The organism is Bacillus sp. CGMCC 1.60114 (assembly GCF_042676365.1).
GTDB classification, from domain to species: Bacteria; Bacillota; Bacilli; order Bacillales; family Bacillaceae_G; genus Bacillus_A; species Bacillus_A rhizoplanae_A.
In genome coordinates, this window is record NZ_JBHTHG010000084.1 from 140,994 (window position 1) to 154,502 (window position 13,509).

14 protein-coding genes and 1 pseudogene are annotated in these 13,509 nt (G+C 35.8%); 7 read left to right on the forward strand and 8 right to left on the reverse strand.

The features are described from left to right. Positions 1 to 246: 246 nt before the first annotated feature. The gene (locus ACFQZ1_RS12505) at positions 247 to 1,716 is read left to right on the forward strand and encodes an RNA-guided endonuclease InsQ/TnpB family protein (RefSeq protein WP_377882500.1); all 1,470 of its coding nucleotides are present in this window, start codon (positions 247 to 249) and stop codon (positions 1,714 to 1,716) included. 76 nt (positions 1,717 to 1,792) lie between these two features. Here ACFQZ1_RS12505 and ACFQZ1_RS12510 read toward each other — a convergent pair whose 3' ends face one another. Genes ACFQZ1_RS12510 through ACFQZ1_RS12520 form a run of 3 tightly spaced genes read right to left on the reverse strand, consistent with a single transcriptional unit; the run spans position 1,793 to position 4,503 of the window. Continuing rightward, positions 1,793 to 2,509 carry an EcsC family protein gene (locus ACFQZ1_RS12510; RefSeq protein ID WP_377882501.1) on the reverse strand — a complete coding sequence of 239 codons (717 nt, stop codon included), beginning with the start codon at positions 2,507 to 2,509 and terminating at the stop codon, positions 1,793 to 1,795. Positions 2,510 to 2,546: 37 nt separating this feature from the next. Continuing rightward, a complete protein-coding gene (locus ACFQZ1_RS12515) occupies positions 2,547 to 3,764 on the reverse strand; it encodes an ABC transporter permease (protein WP_377882502.1) in 1,218 nt (405 codons plus the stop codon). Then, positions 3,757 to 4,503, reverse strand: a complete 747-nt coding sequence (locus tag ACFQZ1_RS12520) for an ABC transporter ATP-binding protein (protein ID WP_377882503.1) — start codon at positions 4,501 to 4,503, stop codon at positions 3,757 to 3,759. Before ACFQZ1_RS12520 ends, ACFQZ1_RS12515 begins: the two co-directional genes overlap by 8 nt. A 553-nt stretch (positions 4,504 to 5,056) precedes the next feature. On the opposite strand from ACFQZ1_RS12520, the gene ACFQZ1_RS12525 reads away from it, so the two are divergent. After that, positions 5,057 to 5,491 (forward strand): HIT family protein, encoded by a 435-nt coding sequence (locus ACFQZ1_RS12525; RefSeq protein WP_377882504.1) that lies wholly within the window; start codon positions 5,057 to 5,059, stop codon positions 5,489 to 5,491. A gap of 107 nt (positions 5,492 to 5,598) precedes the next feature. On the opposite strand, the gene yhzF is transcribed toward ACFQZ1_RS12525, so the two are convergent. Beyond that, complete coding sequence (gene yhzF / locus ACFQZ1_RS12530) at positions 5,599 to 5,790, reverse strand: membrane protein YhzF (RefSeq protein ID WP_377882505.1); 192 nt, start codon at positions 5,788 to 5,790, stop codon at positions 5,599 to 5,601. A gap of 215 nt (positions 5,791 to 6,005) precedes the next feature. Between yhzF and ACFQZ1_RS12535 the strand changes: the two genes are divergently transcribed. Next, on the forward strand, positions 6,006 to 6,368 hold the full coding sequence (locus tag ACFQZ1_RS12535; protein WP_377882506.1) for a YtxH domain-containing protein: 363 nt from the start codon (positions 6,006 to 6,008) through the stop codon (positions 6,366 to 6,368). Between the two features lie 329 nt (positions 6,369 to 6,697). Continuing rightward, complete coding sequence (locus ACFQZ1_RS12540; RefSeq protein ID WP_377882508.1) at positions 6,698 to 7,258, forward strand: HTH-type transcriptional regulator Hpr; 561 nt, start codon at positions 6,698 to 6,700, stop codon at positions 7,256 to 7,258. A gap of 4 nt (positions 7,259 to 7,262) precedes the next feature. Here the strand turns inward: ACFQZ1_RS12540 and ACFQZ1_RS12545 are convergent, their stop codons facing one another. Next, positions 7,263 to 7,598: a DUF1878 family protein gene (locus ACFQZ1_RS12545; RefSeq protein ID WP_377882510.1), complete on the reverse strand. Its 336-nt coding sequence runs from the start codon at positions 7,596 to 7,598 to the stop codon at positions 7,263 to 7,265. A gap of 89 nt (positions 7,599 to 7,687) precedes the next feature. On the opposite strand from ACFQZ1_RS12545, the gene ACFQZ1_RS12550 reads away from it, so the two are divergent. After that, entirely contained in the window at positions 7,688 to 7,903 is a 216-nt protein-coding gene (locus ACFQZ1_RS12550) for a hypothetical protein (RefSeq protein ID WP_377882511.1), read from the forward strand. A gap of 30 nt (positions 7,904 to 7,933) precedes the next feature. Here the strand turns inward: ACFQZ1_RS12550 and ACFQZ1_RS12555 are convergent. Beyond that, positions 7,934 to 8,002 (reverse strand): annotated as a pseudogene (locus ACFQZ1_RS12555) (YjcZ family sporulation protein); the annotation flags it as partial. 200 nt (positions 8,003 to 8,202) lie between these two features. On the opposite strand from ACFQZ1_RS12555, the gene prsA reads away from it, so the two are divergent. Both prsA and pepF read left to right on the forward strand, forming a co-directional pair. Then, entirely contained in the window at positions 8,203 to 9,060 is an 858-nt protein-coding gene (gene prsA / locus ACFQZ1_RS12560; protein ID WP_377882512.1) for a peptidylprolyl isomerase PrsA, read from the forward strand. 152 nt (positions 9,061 to 9,212) lie between these two features. Next, the gene (gene pepF / locus ACFQZ1_RS12565; RefSeq protein WP_377882513.1) at positions 9,213 to 11,027 is read left to right on the forward strand and encodes an oligoendopeptidase F; all 1,815 of its coding nucleotides are present in this window, start codon (positions 9,213 to 9,215) and stop codon (positions 11,025 to 11,027) included. Positions 11,028 to 11,145: 118 nt separating this feature from the next. On the opposite strand, the gene scpC is transcribed toward pepF, so the two are convergent. Both scpC and ACFQZ1_RS12575 read right to left on the reverse strand, forming a co-directional pair. Then, complete coding sequence (scpC, locus tag ACFQZ1_RS12570) at positions 11,146 to 12,660, reverse strand: succinyl-CoA:acetate CoA-transferase ScpC (protein ID WP_377882514.1); 1,515 nt, start codon at positions 12,658 to 12,660, stop codon at positions 11,146 to 11,148. Positions 12,661 to 12,787: 127 nt separating this feature from the next. Next, positions 12,788 to 13,432: a LytTR family DNA-binding domain-containing protein gene (locus ACFQZ1_RS12575; protein WP_377882515.1), complete on the reverse strand. Its 645-nt coding sequence runs from the start codon at positions 13,430 to 13,432 to the stop codon at positions 12,788 to 12,790. Positions 13,433 to 13,509 lie beyond the last annotated feature (77 nt).

The window sequence follows — 13,509 nt, forward strand, 5'->3', positions numbered from 1 at the left end:
TCTTAGTTACCAAGCTGTATTAATCATATTAAAAACATAATTGGAAAACAAGCTATTTAAAGGAAATGTTTTCCTTTAAATGACTACAAAAAAACTTTCGCATCTATCATACCTTTCGAGAGGACTCCCACCTCTAAACATATGTGAAGGTGGTGAGGTGAATCGAAAAAAATATTTTATGTTCAAAAAACAACAGAAACGTACGTTCTTGTTTTGGTATAATATCCTTAACAAGGAGGTGAAAAAATGACAATGGAAAATCAAACAAATTATAAAACTCTTCAGATTTGGATTAAAAAAGGGCATCGTATGTATTCTTATTTTCAAAAATCTTGTCAAAATGCTAAGAATATGTACAACACGACAAACTTTTATATACGACAAGTGTATACAGGTTTGACACAAGATAAGGAGTTGCAACCTTTACAAAGAGAAGTTTTGGATACAATTGATAAAAACATTGGGAAGATGAATGATACGCAACTTCTTGCCTATCAAAAGAAATTAGAAAAAGAAAAATTGAAGCCAAAAGAAAAACAAAAAGAAGTAAAATGCAACTTATTTTCAGAACCAACTACAGAAAATCCTTATGTAGATTACAATTTTCTGGACGCTTTGTTTAAGGGTATCGTTCAAAATGATTATCGTGCTTTGCCTACGCAATCTAGTCAATCAATCATGAAAAATGTATTCCAAAATTGGAAGTCTTTTTTTGCTAGTTTAAAAGATTATAAAGAGAATCCCAACAAATATACGGGAAAACCTAGAATTCCAAAGTATATTCGTTCTTCTGAAAAGGAAATCTTGTATACAAATCAAGATTGTGTCATTAAAAATGATAAGTTTTTAAAGTTTCCAAAGACAAAATTGCAATTAAACATTGGGAAATTAGGGTTTACTGAAGGTAAACTGAAGCAAGTTCGTGTCATTCCAAAATACAATGAGTATGTAGTGGAATTGGTGGTAGATGTTCCTTCAGAACAACAATCCGTTGAAGAGAATGGGCGTTATATGAGTATTGATTTAGGTATTGATAACCTTGCAACCATCGTAACAAACACAGGTATGAAGCCTGTACTTGTTAAGGGCAAACATGTCAAAAGCATAAATCAATATTACAACAAAATGAAGAGTCACTTTACAAGTGTTCTAAGGCAAGGTAAACAAACAAATGAAGGACCTTTTACTTCTAAAAGAATAGAAAAACTTCATCAAAATCGTTACCTGAAAATAAAAGACATCTTCCATAAAGCTAGTCATCATATTGTAAAACTAGCTCAAGAAGAGGAAATTTGCAAAATCGTTATTGGTCAAAACAAAAGTTGGAAGCAAGAAACGAATATGGGAAGGAAAAATAACCAAACGTTTTGCCATATCTCGCACAGTGTATTGATTCAAATGATTACATACAAAGCAAATGCAGTAGGCATTCAAGTTATTGTAACCGAGGAATCTTACACATCAAAAGCAAGTTTTCTAGATCATGACTTTATTCCAACGTATGGAACAAATGACCAAAATGCAACGTTTTCAGGAAAACGAATGAAGCGTGGTATGTATCGTTCTGCAAAAGGAATCGAAATCAACGCAGACGTAAATGCTGCGGCTAATATTTTACGAAAAGTAGTCCCGAATGCATGGACAAACGGGATAGAGGGGTTAGGCGTGAAACAGCTCGCTAGTGTGTTAACTCCACTGACGTTAATCGTCCGTTAGGTCGAAACGTTAGAAACCCCCACTTCAAGCTTTGCTAAGTGGGGGAGTATTCATATAGATACGAAAGTTTTTCACGTTACATGATTCCTTGTTGCTGTAAGAATCGAAATCGATAGCAATTCATTGTCACCTCACCGAGCCGCTGCAAAAGTTGGTAGTTCGCATATGCCCCCACCGGTGCACCGATAACTGGTACAAGCTGCAACATCTTGGCTAAATCAATATAATCTCGGTATTCTTGCTGAAATTTTTCCCAATCAATATGATTTTCTATATTCGTATCCCACGTCTCAATGGCTTTCCATATTTCTTTTCGATGATCATCACTTGAGAAAGCAAGTTGGAATACATGAAGAATGAATAACCGTTCTTCTTTTTTACTCGTATCATAGCCATACAGCGTTGCCGCATCAAATAAAAATTTTATTTTAATGCTAAGTAAAAGCGGGAAGTCGGCGAGCCCCAGTAAGAAACCACCTGCTCCTGTTCCAGCTCCTTCTGCTGCAGCAATCTTTTTATACTCATCGATTTTCTTTCGCACTTCTTCATCTCTTCTTTGCAATGACCAATCCGTTTCTTTTAGCTTTGGTTTGATGAAATTTGAACCAATACTAATTCCTTGCACCATCGTTTTAATCGTTTCTGTTAGTATGTTTTGCACTTTTGTTGGAATGAATTGCTGTACTTTCGTTTGCATTGCTTTGGAGAAACGTGTCATTGCAGAAGAGTTTTTTATAATTTTTCTTTTCCACTGTTGTAATTCTAAGATGACCTTCTGTTCATATTCAGTCATACTTTTCTTCCTTTCCTTATACAGTGAAAGCTACGCATTACATGCGTGATAATTTTTTTAAGCGCATTGCTCCATATCGATATGCAAATCCAACACTAAATAACATATTTTCAAGAAATACAATTCCTGTCATCATCATATCCTTCGTCGCAAACGCAAATAGCACAGTGAAAATGACACCACCTACGCAAAGCAAAGCACATAATAACGCAAGAAAATCTTTCATCTTTTCTTCCTCTAAAACAGGATATAGATCAAGCCATATCTTCAAACGATGGTGCTTCCATAAACTTAACAACTGATAACCGATTAAATATAAAAACACGACGCTGACAATAAAACGTGCATATAAAAATGGAACAAAGTATAAAATCAGTCCACCAATTGCAAGTAAGCGAACATACAGCCCAAAATAATTTCCTGAGCGTAAAAACGTGCGTACGAATAAAAATAAATATGTTCGTTTTTCTGATACGGTATTAAGAATAAAATCAAGCCATTTCCGGCGTGATACACGTTCCTTTAACGCCGGCACATCGACAAACATGTTGGCAATGCGGTATAGCAATAACATTTTCTTTCCTTCTTCTTCAATTAAGTATTCCCAGTTCAGCGGTTTTCCTTTTACTTTCTGATGCAAAAATACAAGATAAACCGCCATTGCGAAGACAATTGCTCCCATATAAATAACAGAGGCGCGCTCTACAAGGAAATAAACAAAGAAAAAGTTAAGCAAAAAACGGACGAACCAATCAATGAGGTGCATACGGCTATCCGTCATATACGATTTTTCCCAAGTAACAAACAAATTCCAGCCTTTACTTAATACAATAGCAAGCACAATTAAAATATATGTAGCCCCAGATTGTTTCATCTGCTGGAAATAGAGCGGAGCAAGCGCTGCACTTGCCATCGCTATCATATACAACTGGATAATAAACGTGAATTGAAAGGATTTTGTGAAATATGCTTTTAATTTTTCCTCTACTGGAAGTAAGTACACAAGATCCGCTTCTTTTAATAAGGTTTGAACTGACCCTGCTGTTAATACAAGTCCTAGTAGAACTGCTATAACAAATGCTGTCGGAAATGAAGGTGTTAATGTTTGCAACCATTGCTGGTAATAATACGCCCCCGCACCGATGATAAATACAAAAATAAATTTCAAATGATCATTAAACACATATTTACCGTATGTACGCATTTCTTTTAAAAAATGACGAAACCGTTCTCTCCATAACTCTTTACTATTCATCAGCATCTTCTTCCTTCGTTAATGCAATGTAAATATCATCAAGCGTCGCCAACGGCATGTTAAACTGCTGTTGCAGCTCTTCAAGCGTTCCCTGTGCACGAATTTCACCTTGATGCAAAATAATGAACGAATCACAATAACGTTCTGCTGTTGCTAAAATGTGTGTACTCATTAAAATGCCAGCACCGCTTTTTTTCATTTGATCCATCATTTGCAAAAGCGTTTGAATCGCTAACGGGTCTAATCCGACAAACGGTTCATCAACAATATATAAAGAAGGTTGTACTAAAAAAGCGCTCATAATCATTACTTTTTGTTTCATCCCTTTTGAAAAATGGGATGGAAACCACTTTAAACGATTTTTCATACGAAATTCTTTTAACAGTCTTTCTACACGTTCTTCATATTCTTTTTTCTCAACGCCATAGGCCATTGCCGTTAACTTTAAATGCTCTTCTAATGTTAACTCCTCATATAACACAGGTGTTTCTGGAATAAACGAGAAACTGGAGCGATATGCTGTCATATCATCTTTTAATGTCTTACCGTTAATTGTAATGTGACCTTGTTTCGGCTCCATCAATCCGATAATATGCTTAATTGTTGTACTCTTTCCCGCACCGTTTAAACCAATTAAACCGACAAGTTCTCCTTTTTTGACGGAGAATGAAATATTTTGCAATACAGGCCGTTTTGTATATCCGCCTGTAACATTTTCTACTTGCAATAATTGTTCCATATGACACCACTTTCTTCTTTATGTATGTATAATCATCTTACCAAAAAATCAAAGCACCTACATAGTACCGAACTTTTTTAAAAAGAAAAAATTTCCTTTACATAACTTTTACAAAAGCGGACATCATAATTAGTGAGGAAGGAACACATTGAAAAAGCAACCATAAACGTGATGAACACAGCATAGCGAAATCATCATGAAATGGGGTGTCTATAGTGGACAAAGTGAGTGAGTTTACACGGAGCAGATAATTGTTTAATTTTAGAAACGGGGTGTCTCGAGGAGAGTAGATACTGTTTTATAAAATAAACAAGTCATTTCAGAAGGATTGCAACATCATTTCATTGTAAATGGGGTGTCGACGGCAGAGTAGATGTCGAATTACCACGCATTTCCTAATAAATGAGGTGTCTGTTAAAGGTAGATTAAACGAAAACGCTTTTTCAAACCTTCTTCAGAGGGCAGGAAGCTTTTTAAGCTTCCTGCTTTTCGTGTTTTTTCTACTATGTAATTATGGTAAAATACGGCTAAGACTACTGAAAGGATGAGGAATATGAATCATACAGCGGATAATTGTATTTTTTGTAAAATTATTGAGGGACAAATTCCTTGTGCAAAAGTATATGAGGATGAGCATGTACTCGCTTTTCTTGATATTAGCCAAGTTACAAAAGGACATACACTCGTAATTCCAAAAGTACATAAACAAGATGTATTTGCGTTAACACCAGAAATTGCTGCACACATTTTCTCTGTCGTTCCAAAAATTTCGAACGCTATTAAAGCTGAATACAATCCAGTTGGCTTTAACTTATTAAATAATAATGGAGAAAGAGCGGGACAAACTGTCTTTCACTTCCATCTTCATTTAATTCCACGCTACGGCGAAAAGGACGGATTTGGCGCGGTGTGGAAATCTCATCAAGGTGATTACACAATGGACGAGTTACAAAATATTGCAAATACGATTGCAACTAGCGTAAAGTAATATTACACTTTTACCTGGAACTAATGAGTTGAAAAGATCAGATCTTGTAAATAATGTTTTTATATAACATATAAAAACAGACTAACCAATTTACCTGAATAGACACCCTATCGTAGTATGTACAATAAAATTGTACATAACATACATACTCCGCCAATAAAAACGAACCTAACAGCTTGTTGTTTCACCCAAGTTATTGGCGGGTACGATCTTTTCTGTTTTATGATAAGAAATAATTGCATTGCTCGTACAAGAAAGAAAAGACTGACAATAAAACAAATTGTTGTAATCCATTTCACTTTTCTCCCCCCTTGTCTTATGCATATGCAAGATTTGATACATCATGAGTATAACAATACAGTGAAACTCCCATCTATGATGGTTAGTTGAACGAATCGGGCTCAAACGATCGGTTTTTCTTCTTAAAATAGCCTATATTACTGACTGTTTGAGCAGGATACAGTGAAACTTCTATTTGTAATGGTTAGTTGAACGAATTAAGGAGGCACTTTTTATGTCAAAATCAAAATCCTTTCTAACTGGCGTCATCTGCGGCGGAGCTGTCGCTGGACTTGCTGTGCTCTTTTCCACTCCTTCATCTGGAAAAGACATGCGAAATAAGTTAAAAGAAAAAGGAAATGATATAAAGAAAACAATATCTGATATTACAGCAGATACGAAATTATTAAAACGCCAAATTGTTGAAACAGCTTCTGAAGGAAAAGATGTAATTCAAGAATTGACACATGATATGCACGAAACATTCTCTACATGGAGACAAGATATTGCGCAAAACAAACGTCATATTGAGCAAGAAATTGAAGACATTCAAAAATCAATTGAAAAATTACAACAAGCTGTTCCTGATAAAGCGTAATTTTTCGTATATAACAAATATTTGCGATTCCTTTCTTCTCTTACACGGCACATGATATACATGTGCCGTATTTTTTATACAATCACACCGTTTCCTTTTTTTCATGCAAATGAGAATAAAATTACGCCAATCTTTATCCTTCCTTATGATAAACCGCTTCCAAACCCACTCGAAAAAATGACAGATCAATACAAATTAACTCGGATTTTGTATTGTTTTGTCATTTTTACAAAAAATTTTCACAATTCTAACAAAAAAACTTTATTAATTTTTATTTTACTGGCATAATAGATACTAATGAATAAGATTTGTATAAAGTGGGTGAATGAATGAAAAGCGGGGAAAAAAGTTATTCGATAAAAGAAGCGATGATTTTCAGCCAACGCATTGCTCAATTATCAAAAGCATTATGGAAGTCTGTAGAAAAAGATTGGCAGCAATGGATTAAACCATACGATTTAAACATTAATGAGCATCATATTTTATGGATTGCGTATCATTTAAAAGGGGCTTCTATTTCAGAAATCGCAAAATTCGGCGTGATGCACGTATCCACAGCTTTTAACTTCTCTAAAAAACTAGAAGAGCGCGGTTTACTTATATTTTCAAAAAAAGAAGATGACAAGCGAAACACGTACATTGAGATAACGGATAAGGGGGAGCAATTGCTGCTGCAATTAATGGAGGAATATGATCCTGAAAGTAACTCTGTCTTTAATGGCGCTTTGGCTCTTCGTAATTTTTACGGTAAATTCCCAGAAAATATCGAATTAATTGCCATTTTAAGAAATATTTACGGGCAAGATTTTATCGACATTTTCGAGAAATCCCTGGATAATATCGAGGACAATTTTACAGAGCTCGACGCAAAGCTTGTTAAAAAGTTTTAAATTATTATTTTATTGCCATCATACGTATAAATTCTTGCATTAATGGTTGAAATAAACCTTGACGTTCGAGCGCTTCTGCGGTCTCTTTTCCTTCGAGACCTCGTGGAAGCGCTTTTTCAAATTTATTCAACAGTGCATCAAATAAAAGTAAACCTTCTTGTTTTTCAATTATGTATTGCTCGTTCATTTTTTCACAAAGAGCTAAAAAACGTTCTACATCACGTCTCATTACCTTCTTCTTTATAATTAAAGAGTAAAATGGACACTTTTGTTCATCTATCATATTAAAAAGAAGCGATACATAATACTCTGCTTGTTCTAAGCGCTTAACAACGTCCATTCTCTTCCCTCTCTTCCTCATCCAAGTTTCTCTATTTCAGAATTTTATAACACGAACAAAATATCGTATGATACAATAGATTCAATTATATGTATTTTCGCCAAAGGAGGACTCTCCTCGTGACAATTATATTTATCGTTTTTGCACTTATTGTTCTAATGTACACAAATTTCATGACGCATACATTGTGTCAGCAAAAACAAATGTCCGATCGAAGTAAAACAGGTGTCTTTCGGTTCATTAATGTATGTATTACCATTTTATTAATTTCTAGTTATATAGAAATTATATTTCATGCAAAGTGAGGAAGGGAACCCCTTCCTCACTTTTTTCCTCTATAAACAAATTATACCTACTATCACTAATAAAATAAATAACACAAGCCATAAAATTAATTGTCGATTTATCATAAATGCAACCCCCTCACCTTCTTTTGTATGCGAATAAACCTAAAATGGTGATATCACCTAATCTGACAATTCTCCCCCAACAAATGGGTAATTTTTCTTTATCAATAGGAAAACAACTCAAAATATGCTATATTAATTTTAGTACATATTGCTTATACTATAAAAAAATACATAATAGTAGGAGTGTTTATTTCATGAAGAAAGCAATACTTGCCTTAGCTGTAACAAGTGTCTTCACATTATCAGCATGCGGCACTTCGGACAAAGTTGTAACGTCAAAAGCTGGCGATATAACAAAAGATGATTTCTATAATGCTATGAAGCAGCAAGGCGGCAAAAACGTCTTACGTAACATGGTAATGGAGAAAGTATTCGTTAAAAATTACCCAGTAAAAGACGATGACGTTAATAAACGATATGACGAATACAAAAAGCAATACGGCGATCAATTTGATGCTGTATTAAAACAAAGCGGTATGACTGAGAAACAATTAAAAGAATCCGTTCGCGGCGAACTTGCAATGAAAGAAGCTGTGAAGAGCTCTATCACAGACAAAGAAGCAAAAGAAAATTACAAACCTGAAATCAAAGCAAGCCACATCCTTGTAAAAGATGAAGAAACTGCGAAAAAAGTAGAAGCTGAACTAGCACAAGGAAAATCTTTTGAAGACTTAGCAAAACAATACTCTGAAGATACAGGTTCAAAAGATAAAGGCGGCGACTTAGGATACTTTGGACCAGGTAAAATGGTAAAAGAATTTGAAGATGCTGCATATAAATTGAAAAAAGGTGAAGTTAGTCAACCCGTAAAATCACAATTTGGCTACCATATCATCAAAGTAACTGACATTAAAGAATTGAAACCATTCGATCAAGAAAAAGATCGTATTAAGAGCGATATGGCTGACAAGAAAATGCAAGACGCTCAATTTATGAACGATCTTGTTACAAAAGAAATCAAAAAATCAGATGTGAAGATTAACGATAAAGATTTAAAAGATATCTTCGAGGCTCCAAAAGCAGACGGCTCAACTGGATCATCTAGCAAATAATAAAAAAGCTCGGCATATGCCGAGCTTTTTTTACGTACTAAGAACCTTTATTTATGATGCAATTTCTCTTATTAAATAGATAGGTCATTTTAATTAACTGAATTTTCTAGTAGTATTATTATGGAATAGACATAACAAGGAGGAGATTATAGATGGAAAAAGTAGTAGAGAAACGTCTTACTCGCTCAGAAGTTCCGTTAGAATTAACATGGGACCTCACTGATTTATTTTCATCTAGTCAAGCCTGGGAGGATGCACGAAAAGTACTGGAAGAAGATATTATAAAAATTGATGCCTTTAAAACGACCTTCCATACCGGATCAAAAGCTTTATTAGACTGCCTGCTCCTTCAAGAACAGCTTTTGATGAAATTGATTAAGCTTTGGGCTTTTGCAAACTTAAATGAATCTACAGATCGGACAGATCCTGTTAATCAGATAAGTGCAGCAAAGGTCTCTGCTTTAGGTACGAAACTGTATACAGCTTTATCATTTATTCCAACTGAGATTCTTGCACTTGAAGAAGGAACGATTGAAAACTATCTTCAGGAAGAAGCAGAGCTTGAACCTTTCCGAAAATCGCTACTAGAAATTCTTGAATCGAGAAAGCATAAGCTTTCACCAGAAACAGAAGAAGTTCTTGCAGCACTTGGCGAAGTCCATGGGGCTCCTTATAAAATTTATGGAATGACTAAGTTAGCCGATATGGAGTTCGCTCCTATTCAAGATGAACAAGGTGCCGAATTACCTGTATCCTTTGCATTATTTGAAAGTCGCTACGAGTTTTCTCCTAACACAAATATTCGCAGAAAAGCGTATACATCTTTTGTTTCTACGCTGAAACAATATAAAAACACGATTGCTACCACCTATTCCACAGAGATAACAAAGCAAGTAACACTTGCTCGTTTACGTAAGTATGAATCTGCTACTCATATGCTTTTGGATCCGCAAAAAGTAACACTCGAAATGTATAACAATCAACTAGATATTATTTATAAAGAATTAGCACCTCATATGCGTCGCTTTGCTAAGCTTAAAAAGAAAGTATTAGGACTGGAACATATGCTTTTTTGTGACTTGAAAGCACCACTAGATCCAGAGTTCAATCCAACAATAACTTATGAAGAGGCTAGTAAACTAATCCAAGAATCTTTAAAAGTATTAGGTCCTGAGTACAGCGAAATCATAGAAAAAGGTTTTAAGGAACGATGGGTAGATCTTGCAGATAACGTTGGAAAATCAACTGGTGCCTTCTGCTCTAGCCCATATGGATCACATCCTTACATCCTTATTACTTGGCAAGATAATATGCGCGGCTGCTTTACATTGGCACATGAATTTGGACATGCTGGTCATTTTTATTTAGCAAATAAAAATCAGCGTATAATGAATGTTCGTCCATCCATGTATTTCATTGAAGCGCCATCTACGATGAATGAAATGCTACTAGCTCGGCATTTGCTCGCTACAAATGAAGATAAAAGAATGCGCCGATGGATTATCTTACAGCTATTAGAAACTTATTACCATAACTTTGTTACCCATTTACTTGAGGCTGAATATCAACGTAGAGTATACGCTTTAGCTGAAGATGGGAAGGCTCTTACTGCAACAACCTTAACAGAAATAAAAACAGCTGTTCTTTCTGAATTTTGGGGAGATACGGTTGAAATTGATGAAGGAGCAGGCCTAACATGGATGCGTCAACCCCATTATTATATGGGTTTATATTCATACACATATTCTGCTGGCTTAACTGCCTCCACTGCCGTATCCCAATTCATTCAGGAAGAAGGACAGCCAGCTATTAATCGTTGGCTCGATGTACTGCGTGCAGGTGGAACAATGGAACCGCTTGAACTTTTAAAGCATGCTGGAGTTGATATGTCGAAACCAGATCCAATCCGCAAAGCTGTTTCTTATGTAGGTTCATTAATTGATGAGTTAGAGAATTCTTATCAGTGATGCTGAAAAAAATTAGACCTCTTGTAATCCTCAAGAGGTCTTCTTTAAATTAGAGAATTTATCTTCAAAATAGCTTAAAATAGTAAAAGATTATTTTGCTATTACTTGCGATACGTACCTATACGGTTTCTACTACCTTTTCAAGCATTGTTCCATTTTTAGCATAATTCGTATGCCAAGAAAACGCTTTTTCTAAAACATGAGGAGTTTGTCCTCCCCTTGTTTGAGCTTCTTGGTAATAAGCACGTAGTTGGTCACGATACATTGGATGTGCGCAATTCTCAATAATCAGCTCCACTCTTTCCCTTGGCGCCAGTCCCCTTAAGTCAGCATATCCCTGTTCGGTGACGATAACATCTACATCGTGTTCAGTATGGTCTATATGAGAGACGAAAGGAACGATGCTTGAAATATTACCACCTTTCGCAATGGATTTCGTAACAAAGATAGCTAGGCGTGCATTTCTTGCAAAATCACCAGAACCACCAATACCGTTCATCATTTTTGTACCTAAAACGTGAGTAGAGTTGACATTTCCGTATATATCTAATTCTAAAGCAGTATTAATTGAGATTAATCCAAGGCGGCGAATGATTTCAGGATGATTAGAAATCTCTTGCGGGCGCATCATTAATTTGTCGCGATATTTTTCAAAGTTGGAAAATACCTGTTGCATTTTCTCTTCAGAAAGCGTGATCGAGCAACAGGAAGCAAAACGGACTTTCCCAACATCCATAAGATCAAAGACCGCATCCTGCAATACCTCGGAATAAACTTCTAAATCTTCAAACTCCGAATCTAACATTCCATGCAGCACTGCATTAGCCACTGAACCAATTCCCGATTGTAATGGCGCTAAACTATTTGTTAATCGGCCTACTTTTACTTCTTTTCGAAGAAACTCTATTAGATGCTGTGCCATGATAACAGTTTCTTCATCTGGAGGAACAATCGTTGATGGCGAATCAAGCTGGTTCGTAAACACAATCCCCTTCACTTTTTCAACATCAATCGGAATGCCGCTCGTTCCAATTCGATCATCCGATTTCACGAGCGGAATTGGAGGCCTTTCCCCCTGTTTCCCAGGTTCATATAAATCATGCAGCCCCTCTAGTTGTGTAGATTGAGCCATATTCATTTCAATAATAATAGACTTAGCATTTAGGGAAAACGCTAAGGAATTTCCAATTGAAGTGGTTGGAATAATCATTCCGTCCTCAGTAATTGCAACCGCTTCCAAAATAGCGACATCTATATCCATAACGTCCGCACGAAGTAGCTCTGCTGTATGAGACAAGTGCTGATCCACGAATAAAAAGTCTCCATTATTAATTCCTTTTCGCATGGTCGCATCAGCTTGGAAAGGCAATCTTTTTCCTAAAATTCCTGCTTCAGCAAATAATTTATCCACATCCGAGCCTAAGGAAGCTCCAGTATAGACATTTACTTTAAAAGATTTATCATGCTTAACGCGGTTCACCAGCGCAAATGGGACTGCTTTCACATCACCTGCACGTGTAAACCCACTTAAGCCTAAAGTCATTCCACTTTGAATCCAGGAAGCCGCTTCTTCAGGTGTAACTACCCGGTCCTTTAGACGTTGGTCCCTGATTCTCTCCAAATTCTTCTCCATAAGTAATCCCTCTCTTAATGAATATTCATAATTATTTTACACATTAACACTATCAAAATAGGGATTTTGGTATACGATACCGAAAATTCAGATAAAATAGCGAATTCGGGCCCTAAAGCAGAAAAATCTAGAATCCTAGAAGCTTCCGAAAATAACTGGCGTATGATTGACTAACTGGTACCCGCTCACCATTATCCATCGAAAGTACAAAGGTAGAATGGGTATCAGGATAAATCGCTTTAATATGATTAACATTTACAATAAATGAACGGTGGCATCTAATAAATGAATCCTTCGGAAGCAAGTATTCGAATTCTTGCAGAGAGTATTTATGTGTTCCTGATAACTCTTCTGAATTCACATACGTCTTTTTATCTTTTGCCTCTAAATAAATGACCTTTGAAAAAGGAATCGGAATCCAGCCATCCGTTGTTTTTAAGGTAACGACCGATTTTCCATCCGTTAAAGCTGGATAAATTGCCGTCACACAACCCTCAAGCTCTCCATTATTCAAAAATGGTACGGCCATTCCATGATAAGGAATACCAAAAACATCCCGATCAATAAACTCAGAGACCTTTTGCTTCGTCACTATTGCTTTATGGGCAATCGTCCCTTCTTTTATAGGATCCCCGACGCCAATTTTTAAATCAATTCGTTTACTTGGCCGATAGTAGATATACTCTTTTGTATTCGAAACAGCAATTGAAATTTCATCTGAAAATAATTCACCAATGACATCTAGTAGTAAGCCTAAAGTTATATCTTCCATACTATTAACACCTCATTCACTATTATACTACTATTATTAACATGCACCCCTTCTTTTTATATTTACATCTCACCCCA